Consider the following 1,138-nt stretch of genomic DNA (forward strand, 5'->3'; position numbering starts at 1 on the left):
GCTCGACTTGCATGTATTAGGCACGCCGCCAGCGTTCGTCCTGAGCCAAGATCAAACTCTCCAAAAAAAGTTGGAGCGGCACCCGAAAAGCAGATTACTCCACTTCTCAGATCCGTCACGATGAACCGACACCGATCGGTTTCATCTATTATCTCAGCTTGCAATTTGACATCATGGGGCTGGAGTTATTGTCGGATGCTAAAGCATCTAACTTCCAACCTTTGACATCTGTTTTGTCATACTGGCTGTTTTGTTCAGTTTTCAAAGAGCAAATTTATGCGTTGTTTCAAATAACTAACGTTATTATTGTATCAAATTATCAATTGAAAGTCAATAACTTCTTTGGCCTTTTTGTTGAATAATGTTGAATAATGACACCTTATAACGAAGTGAATTACAAGCATAGCATGAATCAATCAATAAAGTCAATAGATAGATTCTACAAGAGATAAATCCAAAAAGGATTAGTTGTTTTTTAAGACAACTAATTAAGTTTAACATCCAACGTAATGAATGTCAACAACTAAAACCAATCCATTAACATGACTGCCCACATCCCGCTAGTGGGATGATTTAATATCCATCCCTGCCCCGACCACAATTTGATCTTTGTGCAGATACCGGGCAAACAGTCATATCCCAGGAAATGACTCGGAACAACCAAAATATCCGTTATAGTTGAGAAAGACCGAAACACAACTGAATTGTATTCCGGCCTTTTTGCCTGGCGGCGTCCTACTCTCGCAGGGGCAAGGCCCCAACTACCATCGGCGCTGGAGAGCTTAACTGCTGTGTTCGGCATGGGAACAGGTGTGTCCTCTCCGCTATTGCTGCCAGACCTGAATTTGTTAATGGTTTTGCCATCCGCAAGGTAGAAGTGAGTAGTCAAAGCCACTTCCGTAACCAAGTGATCGGCTGATTTCTTCGTGCCAATAAACATTGTAAAGGTTTTTTAGAAAAAATCAAGGGTAAATTTTAAAAAGTTACACCCTAAAAACTAAATAAGAGCGTTGTTCAAGCGACATAATGATTAGTTAAGTCCTCGATCGATTAGTATCCGTCAGCTTCACGTGTCACCACGCTTCCACCCCGGACCTATCAACCTCATCGTCTATGAGGGATCTTACTCACTCGAAGT

The 1,138-nt window shown here is 41.5% G+C and carries 3 rRNA genes; all 3 read right to left on the reverse strand.

Features of this window, described 5'->3' with window-relative positions:
- Positions 1–67: ribosomal RNA gene (locus tag ACFSUO_RS07140) — 16S ribosomal RNA — on the reverse strand; the annotation flags it as partial.
- A 655-nt stretch (positions 68–722) separates the two neighbouring features.
- A 5S ribosomal RNA gene (rrf, locus tag ACFSUO_RS07145) occupies positions 723–838 on the reverse strand.
- A 192-nt stretch (positions 839–1,030) separates the two neighbouring features.
- Positions 1,031–1,138: ribosomal RNA gene (locus ACFSUO_RS07150) — 23S ribosomal RNA — on the reverse strand; the annotation flags it as partial.

This window comes from Lentibacillus juripiscarius, from assembly GCF_042685205.1.
Taxonomy (GTDB): Bacteria; Bacillota; Bacilli; order Bacillales; family Amphibacillaceae; genus Lentibacillus; species Lentibacillus juripiscarius.